The organism is Micromonospora sp. NPDC002717 (assembly GCF_040295705.1).
GTDB lineage: Bacteria > Actinomycetota > Actinomycetes > Mycobacteriales > Micromonosporaceae > Micromonospora.
In genome coordinates this window covers 98,246-115,758 of record NZ_JBEOVW010000018.1, presented here as the reverse complement: position 1 = coordinate 115,758, position 17,513 = coordinate 98,246, and the positions used below count along the sequence as shown (strand labels likewise).

15 protein-coding genes are annotated in these 17,513 nt (G+C 71.5%); 14 read left to right on the top strand and 1 reads right to left on the bottom strand.

The window, feature by feature from the left end; genetic code table 11:
* Window positions 1-210 precede the first annotated feature (210 nt).
* From ABT006_RS24610 to ABT006_RS24550, 13 genes are all read left to right on the top strand, one after another.
* Complete coding sequence (locus tag ABT006_RS24610; RefSeq protein WP_350710003.1) at window positions 211-1,512, top strand: ABC transporter substrate-binding protein; 1,302 nt, start codon at window positions 211-213, stop codon at window positions 1,510-1,512.
* The gene (locus ABT006_RS24605; RefSeq protein ID WP_350710001.1) at window positions 1,512-2,963 is read left to right on the top strand and encodes an ABC transporter permease; all 1,452 of its coding nucleotides are present in this window, start codon (window positions 1,512-1,514) and stop codon (window positions 2,961-2,963) included. Before ABT006_RS24610 ends, ABT006_RS24605 begins: the two co-directional genes overlap by 1 nt.
* Entirely contained in the window at window positions 2,963-3,883 is a 921-nt protein-coding gene (locus ABT006_RS24600; RefSeq protein ID WP_350710000.1) for a carbohydrate ABC transporter permease, read from the top strand. The genes ABT006_RS24605 and ABT006_RS24600 overlap by 1 nt, the downstream gene beginning before the upstream one ends.
* Window positions 3,884-4,161: 278 nt before the next feature.
* Complete coding sequence (locus ABT006_RS24595) at window positions 4,162-4,413, top strand: hypothetical protein (protein ID WP_350709999.1); 252 nt, start codon at window positions 4,162-4,164, stop codon at window positions 4,411-4,413.
* Window positions 4,414-4,661: 248 nt separating this feature from the next.
* Window positions 4,662-5,291 carry a winged helix-turn-helix domain-containing protein gene (locus tag ABT006_RS24590; protein WP_350709997.1) on the top strand — a complete coding sequence of 210 codons (630 nt, stop codon included), beginning with the start codon at window positions 4,662-4,664 and terminating at the stop codon, window positions 5,289-5,291.
* A 204-nt stretch (window positions 5,292-5,495) separates the two neighbouring features.
* Window positions 5,496-6,734 carry a COG1361 family protein gene (locus ABT006_RS24585; protein ID WP_350709995.1) on the top strand — a complete coding sequence of 413 codons (1,239 nt, stop codon included), beginning with the start codon at window positions 5,496-5,498 and terminating at the stop codon, window positions 6,732-6,734.
* 431 nt (window positions 6,735-7,165) lie between these two features.
* Window positions 7,166-8,803: a ribosomal protection-like ABC-F family protein gene (gene abc-f, locus ABT006_RS24580; RefSeq protein WP_350709993.1), complete on the top strand. Its 1,638-nt coding sequence runs from the start codon at window positions 7,166-7,168 to the stop codon at window positions 8,801-8,803.
* 74 nt (window positions 8,804-8,877) lie between these two features.
* Window positions 8,878-10,491, top strand: coding sequence for an ABC-F family ATP-binding cassette domain-containing protein (locus ABT006_RS24575; protein WP_350709991.1), 1,614 nt, complete (start codon window positions 8,878-8,880; stop codon window positions 10,489-10,491).
* A 140-nt stretch (window positions 10,492-10,631) separates the two neighbouring features.
* Window positions 10,632-11,519 (top strand): ABC transporter substrate-binding protein, encoded by an 888-nt coding sequence (locus tag ABT006_RS24570; RefSeq protein ID WP_350709989.1) that lies wholly within the window; start codon window positions 10,632-10,634, stop codon window positions 11,517-11,519.
* Window positions 11,516-12,466, top strand: a complete 951-nt coding sequence (locus ABT006_RS24565; RefSeq protein ID WP_350709987.1) for an amino acid ABC transporter permease — start codon at window positions 11,516-11,518, stop codon at window positions 12,464-12,466. The genes ABT006_RS24570 and ABT006_RS24565 overlap by 4 nt, the downstream gene beginning before the upstream one ends.
* Window positions 12,463-13,227 (top strand): amino acid ABC transporter ATP-binding protein, encoded by a 765-nt coding sequence (locus tag ABT006_RS24560; protein WP_350709985.1) that lies wholly within the window; start codon window positions 12,463-12,465, stop codon window positions 13,225-13,227. The genes ABT006_RS24565 and ABT006_RS24560 overlap by 4 nt, the downstream gene beginning before the upstream one ends.
* On the top strand, window positions 13,227-14,849 hold the full coding sequence (locus ABT006_RS24555; RefSeq protein ID WP_350709983.1) for an N-acyl-D-amino-acid deacylase family protein: 1,623 nt from the start codon (window positions 13,227-13,229) through the stop codon (window positions 14,847-14,849). Before ABT006_RS24560 ends, ABT006_RS24555 begins: the two co-directional genes overlap by 1 nt.
* Window positions 14,846-15,628, top strand: a complete 783-nt coding sequence (locus ABT006_RS24550) for a serine hydrolase (protein WP_350709981.1) — start codon at window positions 14,846-14,848, stop codon at window positions 15,626-15,628. The genes ABT006_RS24555 and ABT006_RS24550 overlap by 4 nt, the downstream gene beginning before the upstream one ends.
* On the opposite strand, the gene ABT006_RS24545 is transcribed toward ABT006_RS24550, so the two are convergent.
* The gene (locus ABT006_RS24545; RefSeq protein WP_350709979.1) at window positions 15,511-16,524 is read right to left on the bottom strand and encodes a LysR family transcriptional regulator; all 1,014 of its coding nucleotides are present in this window, start codon (window positions 16,522-16,524) and stop codon (window positions 15,511-15,513) included. The two genes, ABT006_RS24550 and ABT006_RS24545, sit on opposite strands and share 118 nt — an antisense overlap.
* A 191-nt stretch (window positions 16,525-16,715) precedes the next feature.
* Between ABT006_RS24545 and ABT006_RS24540 the strand changes: the two genes are divergently transcribed.
* Complete coding sequence (locus ABT006_RS24540) at window positions 16,716-17,360, top strand: hypothetical protein (RefSeq protein WP_350709977.1); 645 nt, start codon at window positions 16,716-16,718, stop codon at window positions 17,358-17,360.
* Window positions 17,361-17,513: the final 153 nt, after the last annotated feature.

Genomic DNA, 17,513 nt, shown 5'->3' with positions numbered 1-17,513 from the left:
GTTGATCGGATGCGATCGATAAGCGCCGACCCGGATGGGGACGGATGAGGGCGGGCCGACCGCCAATCCGGAACCTGGGTCGGCGTCCGTCGCCCGTCGACCGCGGTTGAGCTGCCACTCAACCGCGGTCGACTCCGAACGCGGGGCGGGCGGCGGGTCGTCGCCCGCCCCGGTCCAGTCCCGATCCGCAGACCAGATTCAGGAGGGTCCATGATACGACGATGGGTACCGCTCGCCGTGGCGACGGCGGTCCTTGCCACCGCCGCAGGGTGCGGTGGCGATGCCGGCCCGACGTCCGGCTCGCCGGACGCGAACCTTGCCGGCAAGACGGTCGAGGTGGCGGCCACGTGGTCCGGTGCCGAGCAGGCGAACTTCCAGGCGGTGCTGGACGCCTTCGCCGCGAAGACCGGGGCGACGGTGAAGTACACCTCCGGCGGCAACGATCTGCCGGTGCTGCTCAACAGCCGGATCGCCGGGGGTTCGCCGCCGGATGTCGCGTTGATCTCGCAGCCCGGGGTGGTGGCCGAGTTCGTGAAGCGGGGCGCGGTCAAGCCGCTGACCGGTGACGCGGCCGCCGCGATCAAGGCCAACTACAGCTCGGCCTGGCAGGAACTGGGCACCGTGAACGGGCAGCTCTACGGCGTCTACTTCAAGGTGGCCAACAAGTCGGTGATCTGGTACCGGGTCGACAGCTTCACCGACGCCGGGGTGCAGCCGCCGAAGACCTGGGACGAGCTGAAGACGGTCTCCGCCGCGCTCGCCGACTCCGGGGTGACGCCCATGGTGGCCGCCGGTGGCGACGGGTGGGTGCTGACCGACTGGTTCGAGAACACCTACCTCCGGGTCGCCGGCCCGGAAATGTACGACAAGCTGGCCAAGCACGAGATCCCCTGGACCGATCCCAGCGTGGTCAAGACGCTGACCCTGCTGGCCGACTACTGGCGTACGCCGCGATTCCTGGCCGGCAACCCGACGCAGACCACCTTCACGCAGGCGATCGCCGACGTGTTCGGCAAGTCGCCGAAGGGAGCGATGCTGTTCGAGGGTGACTTCGTCGCCTCGGAGATCAACAAGCTGGGTGAGTTGAAGGTCGGCGAGTCGGCGAAGTTCTTCAACTGGCCGTCGGTCGACGGCTCGAAGCCGGCGGTGGTGACGGCGGGCGACCAGGCGGTCGCCTTCAAGGACACGCCGGAGGCGAACGCACTGATGGCCTTCCTCGCCTCGCCCGAGGCGGCGAGGATCATGGCGGCCAAGGGCGGGTTCATCTCGGCGAACTCGGGACTGGACGTCGCGACGTACGCGGACGACACCACCCGGGAACTCGCCGAAGCGGTGGTGAAGGCCGAATCGCTGCGCTTCGACCTGTCGGACCTCACGCCGCAGACGTTCGGCGGTGGGACCAGCGCCCACCTGTGGGTGCTGCTGCAGGACTTCCTGGCCAAGCCGACCGCCCCCGAGGCGTTGGCCCAGCAGCTCGAGGCCGCCGCGAAGAAGGACTTCGGAGGCAACTGATGACGATCACGCCCGACCCGGCCCAGGGCATCAGTCCGTCCCCTGCCCGAACAACGATCGGCCGGGCGAGCGTGGCCGATGGCCCCGGCGGCCCACGGCACGCCGCCGGCGGCCCGGGCCACCGGGACGCCCCCGGCGGCCCACGGACCACCGCCGGGACCGCGGCCCGCCGACGGTCGCGGGAGACCCGCCTGATGGTCGCGCTCTTCCTCGGCCCCGCCCTGGTGCTGCTGCTGGTGCTGGTCTGCTATCCCATCGTCTACACGCTGTGGCTCAGCTTCCGCAGCGGTGACGGATCGAGATTCGTCGGCCTCGACAACTACGTCACCATGTTCACCTCGCCGAACACCCGGCGAGCCATCCTGAACAACCTCGTCTGGGTGATCGTGGCGCCTGCCGTGGCCACCACCCTTGGGCTGATCTTCGCGGTGTTGACCGAGCGGCTGCGCCGGTCGGCCGTGCTCAAGGCAGTCCTGTTCATGCCGATGGCCATCTCGTTCCTGGCCGCCGGCGTCACCTTCCGGCTGGTCTACGACGAGAACCCGGACCGCGGCGTGCTCAACGCGGTCGCGGTGTCGGTGCACGACGCCTTCGAGTCCCCGTCGCGCTACCACGGCGTGGATGCCCGAGAGCAGGGCGAGCTGGCGCCGATGAACGGCGGCTTCGAGTCCAGGGGGCCGGCGAACCCGGGTGAACCCGTCCACCTCGCCCTCGTGGGTCTGCCACCGGACCGGATCCCGACCGACGCCAAGCCGGCCACGGCACCCACCGGCGGCCCCGGACTGCAGGGGGTGGTGTGGCTCGACTTCACCCGCGGCGGCGGCGGCCAGGCGGGGATTGTCGACGCAGGCGAGGTGGGGTTGCCCCAGATGACCGTCGAGGCGGTGGCCGACGGGGGCAGGGTGGTCGCCACCACCCGGACCGACGCCGCCGGGCGGTTCGCGTTCCCCGAACTCACCTCCGGCCCATACGTCATCCGGCTGCCCGCCGGCAACTTCACCGAGCCGTTCAACGGCGTCACCTGGCTCGGCCCTTCACTCATCACTCCCGCCGTCATCGGGGCGTACATCTGGATCTGGGCCGGCTTCGCCATGGTGCTGGTGTCGGCCGGGCTGGCCGCCCTGCCTCGGGAAGCACTCGAAGCGGCCCGGATGGACGGCGCGAGCGAGTGGCAGACATTCCGGCACGTGACCGTGCCGCTGGTCCGGCCGGTGCTCGTCGTGGTCCTGGTCACCCTGACCATCAACGTCCTGAAGATCTTCGACCTCGTCTACGTGCTCGCACCCGAGTCGTCCCAGGACGACGCGACCGTGGTCGCCCTGGAGATGTACCGGGTGTCCTTCGGCGGCGGCCTCGACTACGGGCTCGGCAGCGCCCTCGCGGTCCTGCTGTTCGCCCTGGTGCTCCCCGCGATGCTGTTCAACATTCGGCGCCTGAGGAGGGACAGCTGATGAGCCACGCCATCATCGACGCCGTACCGGAACTGATACCCGCCGGTACCGCGCGGGGCGGCCGGCCGCGACCGGGACCGTGGACCCGGTTCATGATGCGGTTCGGCAAGGCACTGCTGCGACTGCTGGTGGTCCTGATCGGCATCTTCTGGCTGCTGCCGACCTTCGGTCTGGCCGTGGCGAGCCTGCGTAGCAGCGCCGACAACAGCGCCACCGGCTGGTGGACGGTCTTCACCGCACCGGCCCAACTGACCCTCGACAACTACGCCCAGGTGCTGCAGAACGAGCGGATCGTCGAATCGCTGTGGAACACGGTGCTGATCACCGTGCCGTCGACCCTGCTCGTGGTGCTGCTCGGCGCACTCGGCGCGTACGCCCTGGCCTGGATGGACTTCCCCGGCCGAGACTGGCTGTTCGCGCTGGTCGTCGCGTTGATCGTCGTGCCGATCCAGGTGGCGATCGTGCCGGACGCACGGATCTTCCGGACCCTCGGCATCTACGGCGAGATCCCAGCGGTGGTTGCCTTCCACGTGGCCTTCGGGTTGCCGTTCGCGATCTTCCTGTTGCGGAACTTCTTCCTGAACATCCCGCGCGACCTGCTGGAGGCGGCCCGCATCGACGGCGCCCGGGAAATGCTCATCTTCGCCCGCGTGGTGCTGCCGATCGGCTGGCCGGCCATCGCCTCGCTGGCGATCTTCCAGTTCCTGTGGGTCTGGAACGACCTGCTGGTCGCGCTCGTCTTCGCCACCTCCGACAATGCCCCGATCACCTACGCCCTGCGGGAGCAGATGCGGTCGTTCTCGTCCAACCTCGACACGATCGGTCCCGGCGCGTTCCTGTCCATGCTCGTGCCGCTCGCGGTCTTCTTCGCCTTCCAGCGCTACTTCGTGCAGGGCGTCCTCGCCGGCTCAGGCAAGTAGCGAAAGGTGAATCACGGGGTGCGCGCCGGACACGACGCAGGGGCGCGCACCCCGGAACCCGGAACCTGGGACCGGGACCGGGACCGGGGTGGGGTCGGACTCCGCTGACCCCACCCCGGGCACCGCCGTTCGGCGAATTCGTCGGCTGCCCGAAGTACGTCGGTCGCCCGAGGCGATCGGCCAGCCTCGCATCTCGTGCGTGCGACCTCGGTGGTGGTGCGCCTGGTGCCGGATCTGCCTCGCGGGCATGGCCGTCACCTACCGGAAAGGAGCCGGTGATGAGCCCGTCGGAACTGCTCAGTACCAGGGCGGAGGCACTTTTCGCCTCCACGCTCCAACCGTCGAAGGATCCGACGCCCGAACAGATCCGGCAGGCGGTGTTGTACAGCGTCAGCCGGTACCGGGTGGCCGGTTGCGCGGCACTCGTCGCGCAGGAGTACGGCGACCATCCGGTCGAGGCGGTCAGTCGCATGCGCTGGGCCGTGGCCGCCGTCCGAGCGACGTACCAACTGGTCGGGCCGTCGGCCTGACCGCCGGCGTCCGGCGTCCGCGAGTACGGACCGAGGTTCAGGCTGGCCGGTGGGGGTAGTGGCGGCCGGCCAGCCAGATGGTGAGGCCCTTCATGGTGGTTGATCAGTCCATGGTCGGCCGGTCGGCCTGCTGCCCTCCGGCTGAGGACGTTTCTCCGGCGGCAGGCTCTGCGCTGTCGGCGATCTCTCGATGCCGTCAAGGATGGCGCCCGCGGACCAGCACCGGTCGCCGTCAGCTGTGCATACCCGTGCTGGATGTCCCGCTGTGCTACGCCGGGCTGGAGTTGCAGACGTCCACCGGCCTGGTCCGACTGCACGCTGAGTCGAGCGCGGTCATGCTCAGTGGCCAGCAGGCCGCCGTGCTGGCCGTCCTGATCACCGCGCGGGGGGCGCCCCTCAGCCGGGAGGCGATCTGGGCCGCCATGCCGCGCGGGTACCGACCGCCGACGGCTGCCCAGATCGGCGTGGTGATCGCCAACATCCGTAGGAAGATCGGTGCCGCACGCATTCTCACCGGGACGGACGGCTGGTGGGTGCGGGACCCGATCGCGCCGGAACCGGTCGACGGCACCGACGTGCTGTCGTTCGGCAGCCTGCGACTCGATGTCGGCCATCGGTACGTCCTCGACGGGCCGGCTCGGTTCATCCGGCTCGGCCCGCAGGAGTTCGCCGTGCTGCGGGTACTCGTCGAGGCGCGGGGAGTGCCGCGTAGCAGGAGTGGGATCTGGTCGTCGTTGCCGCCGCACGACCGGCCCGCCACGATCGCCGCGGTGGGCGTGCACATCCACCACCTCCGGGAACGCCTCGGGCCTGACCGGATCATCACAGGTGGGGGCGGTTGGCGGCTGGCCGGCCCGGCGGATCGACGGCAGGGCTGAGTCGACGATCGGCGCGGGCCCGATCCGCCTCCACCGTGGAGAGGTGCACGGTGCTGCGGCGCCGGTCGAGTTGCCAGGGGTGTGGCCATCGCCGCCGCGCCGATCCGGCCCTCGCACAGTAGGGGGTGAGCGGAGGATACCGATGCGAGCCCATTGCGGATAGTGTCCTCGGCCGTACCGTCCGCTCACCTGAAGGGTTCTGCTATGGCCTTTGGTCATCGATGGCTGGTGCGAACTGCCGCCGCCGCGCTGCTCGTCCTTGCCGGGACGGCTACCCCCGTCGGGTCCGCCTCGGCGGCGGACACGGGCGCGAAGTTCACGTTCGATCTGGCCGGTACGACGATTCCGCTGGGGGTGGCCAAGAAGAGAGTCCACCTGAGACTCACCAATCTGACCGACCAGACCCCGAGAGAGATCATTTTCTACGTCCGCCCCTCCGAGCTGGACTGGTCGACCAAGGCCGCACTCATCTGGCCGGAGGGCGGTGGCTCCGGTGAGTGTGACGGCGACCACTCGGGCTGGTACTGCCGTATCGAATCGAGCCTGTTTCCGGAGCTGATGCCGGAACCCGGCGGGACGGTGGATCTGCCCATCGATATTCAGGTCTACGAAAAAAAGAAGCCCTACGAAGGCAGGTTCCACGTCGAGGCCGGCATGGCCTGGGGCGACGACAAGATGCAACTCAGTGCCAGCAAATGGTTCACGCTCAAGTTGGTCGACGATCCCGAAGCCGACCTGTCGGTGGTGGCGCCGGACGTGAAGCAGTCGGTGCGGGTCGGCGCGGACGGCCGGCTCGAATCCACCGGGACGTTGAACCCGGGGGAGACGGGCGCGGTGCGGTACCGGGTCGTCAACCAGGGCCGGAAGGCAGTCAGCGGCGTCAAGGCCACGCTGCGCCTGCCCAAGGGTGTGACGTTCACCCGACCGCCGAAGGAGTGTGCGGTCGGCGACGACGGGCGGTCAGCGGTGTGCACCTACGACACGCTCGCGCTCGTACCGGTCGGCCAGGACACCAACCCGAACGACAGCGTCTACTCCGCTGTCGAGTTGCACAATCTGGCGACGGTGTCGGCCGCCATCAAGGCACCCGTCGCCTTGGCGGGCGGGACTGTGCAGGTCGAGGGCTTGACCGAGCGGACGGACACCCGCTCCGGCCCGGAGCATGCCGAACTTCCGGCGAACGCCGTCGCCGTAAAGGCAGCCGACGTGGACGACAGCGACAACGAGGACGGGTTCGCCGTCGTGGTCGCCGCGAGCGGCAGTGGCGGGGACGGTGACGATGACGGCGGCAGCGGTGGCGGCGGGGGTGACTTGCCGATCACCGGGCCGCAGTCCGGGCTGATCGCCGGAGCCGGTCTCGCCATGGTGGCCGGTGGCGGCATCATGTTGCTCCTCGCCCGGCGCCGCCGCGCGGTCCGCGGGGACGGGACGCCCGCTGTCTGACGTGTCTTCCACCGGTCCGCGAGGGCCGTTCACGTGAAGGGCGGGATGGTCTCCCATCCCGCCCTTCGCTTTCCCGCACGCACGTCGGGTACGAGCACCAGCGCGCATCTGAGGCACCGCTACCACTGCGTCGCCTCGTAGACGCGCTCACGCGGTGGCTTCGCGGATCATCGGCCCAAGCCCAGGCGTTCTCCCGCGAGGCGGTTGCCGTACCGGTGCCACTCGGGAAGTTGTTAAGCTGGTGCCGCGCGGCGGAGACCGCGATGAGAGTGCGAGGGAGCGGACTGTGGTGACGGGGGACGACGACATCTCGGGGTGAGCGGCCCCGGCCGCCTGCCGGCCTGCGCCGGTGCGGCGTGTCTCGTCGTAGACCTGTCTGCCCGACCGGGGTGTCTGTCGCGTCCCCGGCTCTCTTTCGAGGGTGTCTCCCGATGTCTGACGTCTGCATTGTTTGTACCAACCTGTCCTTTTCCTGGCCGGACGACACTCCGGTCTTCCAGGACCTGTCCTTCACCGTGCCGCCCGGCCGTACGGGACTGGTCGCGCCGAACGGCGCCGGCAAGACGACCCTGCTCCGCCTGATCGCGGGCGACCTCACCCCGACCGGTGGCGGCGTGACGGTCGAGGGTGTGCTCGGCTACCTGCCGCAGGACCTGCCCCTGGCCGGTGACCTGACCGTCGCGGAGGTGCTCGGGGTCGACGCGACCCTCGCGGCGCTGCGCGCCATCGAGGCGGGTGACGCGGCGGAGGAGCACTTCACGGCCGTCGGGGACGACTGGGACGTGGAGGAGCGCAGCCGCGCCGAACTTGACCGGCTGGGCCTCGGTGACGTGGGGTTGGACCGGCGCCTGCGCACTCTCAGCGGCGGGCAGGTGGTGTCGCTCGGCCTGGCGGCGCAGCTGCTCAGGCGCCCGGACGTGTTGCTGCTGGACGAGCCGACCAACAACCTCGACATCGACGCGCGGCACCGGCTGTACGAGGTGCTGGAGGGCTGGTCCGGGTGTCTGCTGGTGGTCAGCCACGACCGGGTCCTGTTGGACCGGATGGACCGCGTAGCCGAGCTCGACCGTGGTGAGGTGCGTCTGTTCGGCGGGAACTTCACCGCGTACGAGGAGGCGTTGCGCGTGGCGCGCGAGGCGGCGGAGCGGACCGTGCGCAGCGCCGAGCAGGACGTGAAGCGGGAGAAGCGGGAGATGCAGCAGGCCCGGGAGCGGGCCGACCGCCGGGCCAGCAGCGCGGCCCGCAACCTCGGCAACGCCGGCCTGGCCCGCATCGTCGCCGGTGGGCTCAAGCGCAGCGCCCAGGAGTCGGCCGGCCGGGCACAGCAGGCACACGCAAACCGGGTCAGCGAGGCCCAGAGCCGGCTCGACGAGGCCAGTCGGACGCTGCGCGACGACCAGGCGCTGACCCTGGACCTGCCCGACACGACCGTTCCCGCCGGCCGCACCGTGTTCGCCGGCGAGCGTATGCAGGTCCACCACGGCGACCGGGCCGTCTTCGCCGGCGACGGCGCCGACCTGACCATCCGGGGACCGGAGCGCATCGCGCTGACCGGCCCCAACGGTGCCGGGAAGTCCACCCTGCTGCGTCTGTTGCAGGGTGACCTCCACCCGGACGCCGGGCAGGTGCACCGCGCCGACGGCCGCGTCGCGTACCTGTCGCAACGGCTGGACCTGCTGGATCTCGACCGGACGGTCGCGGAGAACTTCGCCGCGTACGCCCCCGACCGGCCGCAGGCCGAACGGATGAACCTGCTCGCCCGGTTCCTGTTCCGCGGCGCCCGAGCCCACCTCCCCGCCGGCGTGCTCTCCGGCGGCGAACGGCTGCGCGCCACCCTCGCCTGCGTCCTCTACGCCCAGCCGGCACCCCATCTGCTGCTGCTCGACGAACCCACCAACAACCTCGACCTGGTCAGCGTGGGCCAACTGGGAAGCGCCCTGACCGCCTACCGGGGTGCGTTCGTGGTGGTCAGCCACGACGAACGGTTCCTCACCGACATCGGTGTGCAGCGGTGGCTCCGCCTCGATGGCGGCCACCTGCGCGAGATCCCCGCGCCCGAGCGCGCCTGACCGCCGACTCCGCCCTGCTCCGGGCCACGGGCCGTGCCGGCCGGTGGCCCGGAGCACCCCGAAGGTGACCTCCCATGCCCGAAGCACTGCTCGCTCACGACCTCGTCCACACCCTCGGCGGCCGTCGCGTGCTGGACGGGGTCTCCCTCACCGCGGCCCCCGGCCGCCGGATCGGCCTGATCGGCGAGAACGGCACCGGCAAATCCACCCTGCTCCGCCTGCTCGCCGGTGCGGACGAACCGGACGCCGGCAGCGTCGTTCGCCCACCAGACCTCGGCTACCTGCCGCAGGAAGCCCCCTACGACCCGGCCGCGACCGTGGCGGACGTGCGCGACGATGCCCTGCGCGAGGCCCGTGCCGTCCTCGCCGACCTCGATCGGCTCGCCGACCGGCTCGCCCGCACCGCCGACGACACACCCGACCGCGAACGGCTGCTCGCCGATTACGGCGATCTGCTCGACCGCGCCCAGGACATCGACGCCTGGGGCGCCGAGCGACGCGCCGGCATGGTCCTCGCGGCACTCGGTCTCGGCGATGTGGCACCGGAGCGGGCGCTCGCCGCGCTCTCCGGCGGCCAGCGCGGCCGGCTCGCACTCGCCGCCCTGCTCATCCGCCTGCCCTCAGCGCTGCTGCTCGACGAACCCACCAACCACCTCGACGACGCCGCGGCGGCGTTTCTCGAGCAGCAGTTGCGCGACCTGCCCGGAGCCGTCGTCGTGGCCAGCCACGACCGGGCCTTCCTCGACGCGGTCTGCACCGACCTGATCGACCTCGACCCCGCTGTCGCCGGCCCGGTCCGCTTCGGCGGCACCTACCGCGACTATCTGGCTCACCAGCGCAACGAGCGGGAGCGCTGGCAGCGACGCCACGCCGAGCAGCAGGAGGAACTGGCCGAGCTGCGCCGGCAGCTCGCGGTGACCGCGCACGAGGTCGCGCCGGGCCGGGACCGGCGCGACAACGAGAAGATGGGATACGGCCACACCGCCGGCAGGGTGCAGAACCAGATCGCCCGACGGGTACGCGCCGCCGGCCGCCGGCTCGACGACCTCGAACGTACCGCCGTCGCGTCACCACCCGAACCGCTGCGGTTCCGCGCCACCGCGCTCGCCACCGCCACCGCCGACGGGACCCTCGTCAGCCTGCGTCACGTGCGGATACCCGGCCGACTCACCCTCGACCGTCTCGACCTCGCCGCCACCGACCGGCTGTTGGTCACCGGCGCCAACGGTGCGGGCAAGTCCACGCTCCTCGCCGTCCTCGCCGGCCGGCTGGAGCTGGCCGGTCACGTCCGGCGCCGCCCCGACCTGCGCATCGGCGTACTGACCCAGGACACGGTGTTCGACCGGCCCGAGCGCACCGCCGAGGAGATCTACGCCGACGTCCTGGGCCATGTGCGCGCCGAGACCGTACCGCTGGACGACCTCGGCCTGCTCACCGCCCACGACGCGCGCCGGCCGATCGGCGAGCTGTCGGTCGGCCAGCGACGCCGGCTCGCCCTGGCCCTGTTGGTGGCCGATCCACCCGATCTGCTGCTGCTCGACGAGCCCACCAACCACCTCTCGCCCCGGCTCTGCGACGAGCTGGAGGACGCCCTCGGCGGCAGCCCCGGCGCCGTCGTGGTCGCCAGCCACGACCGGTGGTTGCGCTCCAGGTGGCGCGGACGCGAGATCCAGCTTCCCGGCACCTGAACGGGTGCCCGCCGCGACCTGCACGGCGAACGCGGGTGAGCCTCGAATAATTCGATGCTCACCCTGCAAAGCATTCGGGCTGTTCATGCTGGCTGATCCCCGATAGGGTCCCCGCCATCGTCTCAGGCAGGAGGTTTCGGGTGGTCAGGAAGCGTGCGCTTCGCATTGTCGTCGGTCTCGCCGCACTCTCACTCGCCGTCGCCGGCTGCGGACGTTCGACCAGCGGTCAGACGCCGCAGGCCGGTGGTTCCGCCTCGGTCGCCGCCGACGCCAAGGCTGCCGACCTGGTTCCGGCCGCCCTCAAGGAGAAGGGTGTGCTCCGGGTCGCCACCGCCGAGGGCTACCCGCCGATGGAGATGTACAAGGAGGGGACCCAGGAGCTGACCGGCGTCGACCCGGACCTGGCGGCGGCGATCGCCGGGCGGCTCGGCCTGAAGCTGGAGATGACCAACGCCAGCTTTCCCGGCCTGATCCCGGGCCTGCAGGCCGACCGCTGGGACCTGGCGATGTCCTCGATGAGCGACACCGAGGAGCGCCGTAAGGCCGTCGACTTCGTCGACTACTTCCAGGCCGGCGGCGCGATCATGGTGGCGAAGGGCAACCCGGCCGGGGTGAAGGATCTGGCGGACCTGTGCGGCCGGGCCGTGGTGCTCGCCAAGGGCAGCTCCAACCTCGCCATCGGGGAGAAGCAGAACGCCTCGTGCGCCAAGAAGATGACCATCTCGCAGAGCGAGGACGCCCCGACGGGCCTGCTGCAGATCGACGCCGGGCGCGCGGTGGCCACCATCGTCGACTACCCGGTGGCCAAGATGCTCGCCGGACAGAGCGGCAAGTACGAGGTCCTGGAGACCCAGTACGAGGCCGGCCCGTGGGGCATCGCGATCGACAAGAAGGACAGCCAGCTGCGTGACGCCGTCCAGCGGGCACTCCAGGAGCTGATCGAGGCGGGCGAGTACGCCAAGATCCTCGAGAAGTGGGGCGTGCAGGGCAGCGGTGTGCAGACCGCGACGGTCAACGACCAGAAGTGAGCACACCGGTGGATGCGATCGTCAAGGGCCCGGCTCCGGCCGGGCCCACCGGCCCGGAGGTGAACCGGATCAGCCACCCGCTGCGACCGGGGCGCTGGCTGGCCGCCGGGGTGACCGCCCTGGTCCTGGCCTGGCTGGCCTGGACCATTGCGATCAACCCGAACCTGCACTGGGACATCGTCGTCGAGTACCAGTTCGACCGGGTCATCCTGGAAGGGCTCTGGGTCACCGTCCAGCTCACGGCCGCCTCCATGGCGATCGGCGTGGTGCTCGGCGTCATCGTGGCGCTGATGCAGGTCTCCGACAGCCGTACCCTGCGCGCCGGCGCCATGGCATACGTCTGGTTCTTCCGCGGCACGCCGCTGTTGGTGCAGCTGATCTTCTGGTTCAACATCGCGCTGATCTTCCCCGAGGTCGGGCTGGGCGTGCCGTTCGGCGGCCCGAAGTTGGTGACCTGGGAGACGAACACCCTGGTCACCGGATTCGTCGCGGCGCTGCTCGGGCTGAGCATCAACGAGGGCGCCTACATGAGCGAGATCGTCCGGGCCGGCCTGCGCTCGGTCGACCCCGGCCAGCAGGAGGCCGCGGCGGCGTTGGGCATGTCACGCATGAAGATCATGAAGCGGGTGGTGCTGCCCCAGGCGATGCGGATCATCGTCCCGCCGACCGGCAACCAGTTCATCTCCATGCTGAAGACCACCTCGCTCGTCTCGGTGATCGCCGGCGCCGACCTGCTCACCGTCGCCCAGCGGCTCTACCTGACCAACTTCGAGGTGATCGCCCTGCTGATCGTCGCGTCCATCTGGTACCTGGTCCTGACCACCGTCGCCAGCATCGGCCAGTACTACCTGGAGCGCCGATTCAGCCGCGGCTTCGGCGCCACCGCTCCGGGCACCCTGCGCGGGCGGATCACCCGCAACCTGCGCCTCACGGGGAGCGCGCGATGACCCCGCCCATGGTGCAGTGCCGGTCCCTGCGCAAGAGCTTCGGCCGCCTGGAGGTGCTGCGCGGCATCGACCTGACCATCGAACGCGGCCGGGTCGTCTGCGTGGTCGGCCCCTCCGGATCCGGCAAATCCACCCTGCTGCGCTGCCTCAACCACCTGGAGGAGCCGCAGGCGGGTCGGGTCTACGTCGACGGCGAGCTGATCGGGTACGAGGAGCGCGGCGGCCGGCTGCGACCGCTGCCGGACGCGCGACTGCGCCGGCAGCGCGAGTCGATCGGCATGGTCTTCCAGCGCTTCCACCTGTTCCCGCACCGCACGGCCCTGGAGAACGTGATGGAGGGCCTGGTCGCGGTGAAGGGCGTCCGGGCGGCCGACGCGCGACAGCGCGCCGCCGACCTGCTCGACCGGGTCGGCCTGGCCGACCGCGCCCACCACTACCCGGCACAGCTCTCCGGCGGCCAGCAGCAGCGGGTGGCCATCGCGCGGTCCCTGGCCATGTCGCCGAAGCTGATGCTCTTCGACGAGCCGACCTCGGCGCTCGACCCGGAACTGGTCGGCGAGGTGCTGGAGGTGATGAAGGACCTCGCGGCGAGCGGAATGACCATGATCGTGGTGACCCACGAGATGGGCTTCGCCCGGGAGGTCGGCGACCACCTCGTCTTCATGGACGAGGGCCTGATCGTCGAGCAGGGGCCACCCCACGAGGTGCTCACCGCTGCGCGGCACGACCGTACCCGCGCCTTCCTGTCCAAGGTCCTCTGATGGCGCGGTTGGACCTGCTGGTCACCGGCGGCGACGTGATCGACGGCAGCGGCTCGCCGGCCCGCCCCGCCGACGTGGGCGTCCGGGACGGGCGAATCCTGCTGCTGCCGCCGGGCAGTCGCACGCCCGCCAGCGAGGTGGTCGACGCGAGCGGCCTGGCCGTCACGCCGGGCTTCATCGACGTGCACACCCACTCCGACCTGCTCGCCGGCGACGACGCGCAGCGCGAGGTGCTGCGCCGGGCGCCGCTGCTCCAGGGCGTCACCACGGAGATCTGCGGCAACTGCGGGATCAGCCCCTTCCCGGTCCCACCCGATCGCGCCGGCCCGGTGCGGGAGCTGCTCGCCGCGACCTTCGGTCCGCCCGCGTCGGCGTACGCGTCGTTCGCCGAGTTCGCCGACGCGCAGGGCGTGGCCCGGCGCAACCACCTCGCCGCCCTCGTCGGACACGGAACGTTGCGCGCCGCGGTGGTCGGCTTCGCCCAACGGCGGGCCACACCCGAGGAGACCCGGCGGATGTGCCGGCTGCTCGACGAGGCGCTCGCCGCGGGCGCGGCCGGCCTGTCGACCGGCCTGATCTACTCCCCGGGCGTCAACGCCGGCACCGACGAGGTCATCGCGCTGGCCCGGGTCGCGGCCGCGCACGGCAAGCCGTACGTGACGCACCTGCGTGACGAGATGTCCCAGGTCGAGTCGGCCCTCGAGGAGGCCGTCGAGATCGCCACCGCGGCCGGGGCGGCGCTGCAGGTCTCGCACCACAAGACGGCCGGGCGGCGCGCCTGGGGCGCCACCGTCCGCACCCTCGCCCGACTCGAACGGGCGCGCGCCGAGGGACTCGACGTCACCTGCGACGTCTACCCGTACACCGCGGGCAGCACCGCCCTGCACGCGATGCTGCCGCCGTGGCTGATCGCCGACGGGGTGCCCGCGATGCTCACCGCCGTCGCCGATCCGGCGGTCCGCGACCGGATCCGCACCGACCTGGTCGCCGGGGTGCCGGGCTGGGAGAACACCGTGGGAAACGGCGGCTGGGACCTGATCCGGGTCGCGTCCGCCGCGCGCAACACCGACGCCCAGGGGCACACGATCGCCGAGCTGGCCGCCGCGCGTGGCGTCGACCCGGTCGACTACGCCTGCGACCTGCTGGCCGCCGAACGCGGCGACGTCACCATCCTCAGCCACTCGATGCACGAGGACGACGTACGCCGGGTGCTGGCCAGCCGGCTGACCATGCTCTGCTCGGACGGCGTACCGAAGGGGGGCCGCCCGCACCCGCGGTGGGCCGGCAGCTTCGCCCGGGTCCTCGGCCACTACGTTCGTGACGTGGGACTGCTGGAGCTGGCGGAGGCGGTGCACAAGATGACGGCGATGCCCGCCCGCCGCTTCGGCCTACCAGACCGCGGGCTGCTCGCCGACGGGTACGCCGCGGACCTGGTGGTCCTCGACCCGCAGCGGGTCGCCGACGGCGCCACGTACGACGATCCGCTGGCGCCTCCGCACGGCGTGCGGTGCGTGGTGGTCGGTGGCCGGATCGTGGTGAACGGCGGCGAGGTCACCGACGCGCGACCGGGCCGGGTGCTGGCCGTGCCGGACCGGCAGCCCGCCCGGCCGGGGCCACGATGAGGCCGGCGGTGCGGGTCGGGGCGATGGTGCGGCGGCTGGACGACGGCCGCACGGTCTCGACCGACCCCGACCTGGCCCTGCCGCTGGCCAGCGTCGGCAAGGTGCTGCTCCTCGCCGAGGTGGCCCGGCGGCTCGCCGACGCCACGCTCGCGCCGGACCAGCCGGTGGAGCTGCTCGACGCCGACCGGGAGGTCGGCGGCACCGGGCTGCTCGGCCGGCTGTCCCCTCGGCGATGGACGGTCGCCGACCTGGCCACGGTGGTCGCCGCGGTCAGCGACAACGCCGCCACCAACGCCCTGCTGCGGCTGGTGACCCTCGATGCCGTGCAGGAGCTGGCCCGCCGTGCCGGGCTGCGGGACACCACCGTGCACGACCGGATCCGGGCCGAGCGCGGCCCCGAGGTGCCGCGGACCTTCGCCACCGGCACCGCCCACGAGCTCTGCGCCTTCCTCGCGGAGGTGGCGACGGGGACCTGGCACGGCCCGCAGGCGTGCCGGCTGCTGCGCGGCTGGCTCGCCGGCAACACCGACCGCACGATGGTCGCCGACTCCGTCGGCCACGACCCGTGGTCGAGCGACGGCGTCCGGGTGGAGAACAAGACCGGCACCGACACCGGGGTACGCGCCGACACCGGGATCGTGTCCGGCCGGCACTCCGTCGTCTACGCCGTGATCGCCGCGTTCGAGCCCGGAGCCGAGCGGGAGGCCGTGGCCGAGCTGCGGCGCTGGGGCGCGGCGGTCGACCGGCTCGCCGGAGCCCACCGCTCGGACAGCTCCTGACTGAGCGTCGCCGCCGCACCGGCCAGCCGCTCGACGAAGCTGCCGACCACTGGATTGGGGTTGCCGGGGCGCAACGCCACGCCGATCTCCCGGTGCAGATTCGCGTGGGCGAGCTGCCGCACCGCCACCCCGCCGGGATCGCCCAGGCCGAGCGACGGCACGAGCGCCACCCCGACACCGGCCCGCACCAGGCCCAGCACCACCTCGTAGTGGTCGCTGCGGCAGCGGACCCGCGGCGGGAAGCCCTCGGCCCGCGCCGCCAGCTCCAGCACCGAGACCTCACCCTGCACGCCGAGGGTGGTGATCCACGGTTCGGCGGCAAGGTCTGCGAGCCGCAGCCGCCGCCGCCCCGCGAGCGGGTGGTCGGCCGGGAGCACCACCAGTTGCGGGTCCACCATCAGCGGCTGGACCTTCGTGTGCGGCGACTCCTGCGCCGGGCTCAGCGGATGGTCGAAGACCACCACCAGGTCCAGCTCACCCTGGTGCAGCCGGGGCAGCAGTTCGTGCGGCTGCCCCAGGATCAGCGCCAGCTCCACCTGCGGATGGTCGCGGGTGAAGCTCGACAGGGCGCGCGGCAGCAGCGCGGTGCCGGCGGTGGCGAAGAATCCGATCCGCAGCAGTCCCTGGCGGCCCTTGCCGTGCGTGGCCAGTTCGTCCCGGGCGGCCGACATCAGATCGGCGATCTGCTGCGCGTAGTCCGCCAGGCGCTGGCCCGCGGCGGTCAGCCGCAGGCTGCGCGGCCCCCGCTCCACCAGCGCCACCCCGGCCTCCTGCTCGAGGGTGGCGAGCTGGTGGGAGACCGCGGACGGGCTCAGCCGAAGCTGCTCCGCGGCGGCGACGATGGTGCCGCGGCGGGCGATCTCGAGGACGACCTGCAGGCGTGCGGTGTTGAACATCGGCGGGCTGCCTTCCCCTGCTCAAGGGCGCTCGGTCAGCCGTCGACCGTCGCCCGGCTCACACTCTCGCACGCCGTCCACGCCTGCTCCACGCCGACCACGACGGCACCGCCGACCCGCCGAACCACAGATCAGTCATGTGCGGCTGGAGCATTGGGCCGCGCCGGTTCCCGCCCTGCGAGGATGGACCGGTGGACGGTGATCTGTCTGTGGCGGTGGCGGGCCTTCAGGAGGCGTTCGCCCGGTACCCGCGCAGGGCGGTGCTCGAAGGCTGCCCGCATTGCCGAGGACCGGTGCCGGTCGACGATCACGACCTGTTCTCCTTGACCATCAGCCTCGGCAACACGGTCGGCAGCCGCGACGACCTGAGGAGTCTGCTGCCCCTGCTGCTGGAGCGCATGGTCACCTCCACCGACCTCGACCCGGCGATCGTGTTGGGCAAGCTGCCTCGCGAGCAGTGGCGCACCTGGCCCGAAGCCGAGCAGGGCGCCATCGACGGCTACCTGGATGCGGTGTGGCGGTCGTTGCTGGCGACGTACCCGTCGCAGGTCGGTTCGTTTCTCGACCCGGCCACCTTCCTGGACGCGGTCGTGGCCGGCGGGGAGGGCGTCGAGCGGTTCCTCGATGTCTGGGACGTCACGCTCAGCTCGGCGGCGGATCGCCACCTGGCTGCCACGGTGAACGGGCTCGCCTTCGCGCGCCGGGGGCCGGCGGCGCTTGCCGCCTGGCTGCGCCGCGAGTCGGTCCGCGACCGGCTGTTTCGGGCGTTCGAGCGTGACCACGCCAGGTCCTGGGGTGACGACCTGGCGCGGGCCTACGACCTCGTCCGTATGTAAGGTGACGATCCGTGCGCGGCCAACTCCACCAACTCGGTTTCCGGGTCGCCCCAGACCCGCCTCGTAAGGTTCATTTCGGCTCATATCCGAACGGCGGGTCGCCGTACTAACCTCTCCCCTCAGCGTGGTTGGCGCTGCAGGAGAGGGAGAGGC

Bases quoted from the DNA above. Each gene is read 5' to 3' on its own strand.
- ABT006_RS24610 (WP_350710003.1), top strand. From the start codon at position 211: ATGATACGACGATGGGTACCGCTCGCCGTGGCGACGGCGGTCCTTGCC.
- ABT006_RS24605 (WP_350710001.1), top strand. From the start codon at position 1,512: ATGACGATCACGCCCGACCCGGCCCAGGGCATCAGTCCGTCCCCTGCC.
- ABT006_RS24600 (WP_350710000.1), top strand. From the start codon at position 2,963: ATGAGCCACGCCATCATCGACGCCGTACCGGAACTGATACCCGCCGGT.
- ABT006_RS24595 (WP_350709999.1), top strand. From the start codon at position 4,162: ATGAGCCCGTCGGAACTGCTCAGTACCAGGGCGGAGGCACTTTTCGCC.
- ABT006_RS24585 (WP_350709995.1), top strand. From the start codon at position 5,496: ATGGCCTTTGGTCATCGATGGCTGGTGCGAACTGCCGCCGCCGCGCTG.
- abc-f (WP_350709993.1), top strand. From the start codon at position 7,166: ATGTCTGACGTCTGCATTGTTTGTACCAACCTGTCCTTTTCCTGGCCG.
- ABT006_RS24575 (WP_350709991.1), top strand. From the start codon at position 8,878: ATGCCCGAAGCACTGCTCGCTCACGACCTCGTCCACACCCTCGGCGGC.
- ABT006_RS24560 (WP_350709985.1), top strand. From the start codon at position 12,463: ATGACCCCGCCCATGGTGCAGTGCCGGTCCCTGCGCAAGAGCTTCGGC.
- ABT006_RS24555 (WP_350709983.1), top strand. From the start codon at position 13,227: ATGGCGCGGTTGGACCTGCTGGTCACCGGCGGCGACGTGATCGACGGC.
- ABT006_RS24550 (WP_350709981.1), top strand. From the start codon at position 14,846: ATGAGGCCGGCGGTGCGGGTCGGGGCGATGGTGCGGCGGCTGGACGAC.
- ABT006_RS24545 (WP_350709979.1), bottom strand. From the start codon at position 16,524: ATGTTCAACACCGCACGCCTGCAGGTCGTCCTCGAGATCGCCCGCCGC.